Annotated in this window: 2 protein-coding genes; one reads left to right on the top strand and one right to left on the bottom strand. The window is 68.6% G+C overall.

Features of this window, described 5'->3' with window-relative positions; translation table 11 throughout:
• Window positions 1-65: 65 nt before the first annotated feature.
• On the bottom strand, window positions 66-800 hold the full coding sequence (locus tag E1263_RS42275; RefSeq protein ID WP_132178100.1) for a hypothetical protein: 735 nt from the start codon (window positions 798-800) through the stop codon (window positions 66-68).
• A gap of 59 nt (window positions 801-859) precedes the next feature.
• Between E1263_RS42275 and E1263_RS42270 the strand changes: the two genes are divergently transcribed.
• Window positions 860-1,642, top strand: coding sequence for an ABC transporter ATP-binding protein (locus E1263_RS42270; RefSeq protein WP_132178098.1), 783 nt, complete (start codon window positions 860-862; stop codon window positions 1,640-1,642).
• Window positions 1,643-1,829 lie beyond the last annotated feature (187 nt).

Below are 1,829 nucleotides of genomic sequence, written 5' to 3'. Positions count from 1 at the left end.
GTACGGCGGGTGGTCGTGCTGCGGCGGGACTACCTGCAGTCGGTCGTGCTGGCGGGCGGGGGAGGTTAGTCGGCCGTAGGCGGAGCGCAGGCGGCTACTAGGGCTCGGCGGGCGGCGGTTGAGAGCCTGACGAGGGTACGGCGACGGAGGTCGGCGTCGATGGTGGTGATCGCGGCGCCGTCGTCCTCCAGCGCGGCATCGGCAATCGCGAGCAGCCGACGGGCCGTGGCGGCGGACTTGACGGCGCGGGACGGATAGCCGGGGGCGAGGTCATCACCACGTCCGGAACCGATGCGGCGGATGTCGATCAGCGCATCGGCGACTTCGGGCTTCCACTTGGCGACATCGAGGGCGGCCAAGGAATCAGCGGCTTCGATCATCGCGAGTCGCAGCGCTCGGTCGGCTTCGCCGAAATCGGCGGGTTGGGGGCTGGCGGCCGGCAACGCGGTCCATTGGACGGCAGGACCGACGTACGCGGGGACTAGCCCCAGTTCAGGCCCGGTGAAGAGGACGGCCTCGCCGGACTCCAGCGCTACCTCGTTGAACGACGGCGGACCGGCCAAACCGATCGGGTCGCCGGGGACGGGTAGCGCGAGATGCGCTTGCTTGGCGCCGGCGGCGCGCAGCAGATTGAGGGCAACGGGCAGGGTCGCGGGGGAGGGATGCCCGGGCAGGCCGGCGACGTGGTGGCCGACGTCCTCACCGAGGATTTTCTGCGCGGCAGTGTCGGGATCGCAGGCGCCGGTGAGCATTGCGTTCGTCCACACGGTGAACCGGACCGAGGCGGAGGTGGTCAGCACGCATGCAAGTGTCTCACCCGGCGTACGGCGGCCGCTGGGCACCACGTAGGTTTGCCCGCATGACTGCTGTGGTGGAGCTGGCAGATGTCTCGGTCGTGCGCGGCGGGGCTCGGCTGCTGGACGGTGTCGACTGGTCGGTCGACGAGGCCGATCGTTGGGTTGTGATCGGGCCGAACGGTGCCGGAAAGACCACGCTGCTGCAGATCCTGGCCGCGCAGATCCACCCGTCCTCGGGTGTGGTCGGTCTGCTCGGTGAGGTACTCGGCGCGATCGACGTCTTCGAGTTGCGCCCGCGGATCGGTCTCACCAGCGCGGCTCTGGCCGACCGCTTGCCGAAGAGCGAGCGAGTGTCCGATGTCGTCGTCTCTGCCTCGTACGCCGTCCTCGGGCGCTGGCGCGAGGAGTACGACGAAATGGACCACCAGCGCGCGAAGGAGTTGCTGACCGAGCTCGGTATCGCGCACCTCAGCGACCGTACGTTCGGCACGCTGTCCGAGGGCGAGCGCAAGCGCGTCCAGATCGCCCGCGCCCTGATGACCGATCCCGAGCTGATGTTGATGGACGAGCCCGCCGCCGGCCTCGACCTGACCGGTCGCGAAGGGCTGGTTCGTTCGCTCAGCTCGATCGCGACCGCCGTCGGCGCTCCCGCGATGATTCTCGTGACCCACCACGTCGAGGAGATTCCGCCCGGCTTCACCCATGCCCTCCTCCTCAAGCAGGGCAAGGTCGTCGCCGCAGGTCCCATCGGCCAGGCCCTCACCGCCGAAAACCTCAGCAACACCTTCGACATCGCCCTCTCCCTCACCCACGAAGACGGCCGGTACGCCGCCCGCGCCCTCTAACCCCAGCCCGCTCGCATTTGGTGGGCCCGCCCATGCGGTTGTGGGTGGGCTAGCCGTATAGGCGGTTTCTAGGGGTGGTTGCAACACCGTGGTGGTTTCTAGGTGGTGAGTAGATCACGCAGGCGTTCGGCTGGGGTGTCCCAGTCGAGTGTTTTGCGTGGTCGGGCGTTGAGTTCTTGGGCGACGT

Origin of the sequence: Kribbella antibiotica (assembly GCF_004349055.1) — a bacterium.
GTDB classification, from domain to species: Bacteria; Actinomycetota; Actinomycetes; order Propionibacteriales; family Kribbellaceae; genus Kribbella; species Kribbella antibiotica.
The sequence above is the reverse complement of the archived record's forward strand: the minus strand, read 5'-3'. Positions and strand labels throughout refer to the sequence as shown.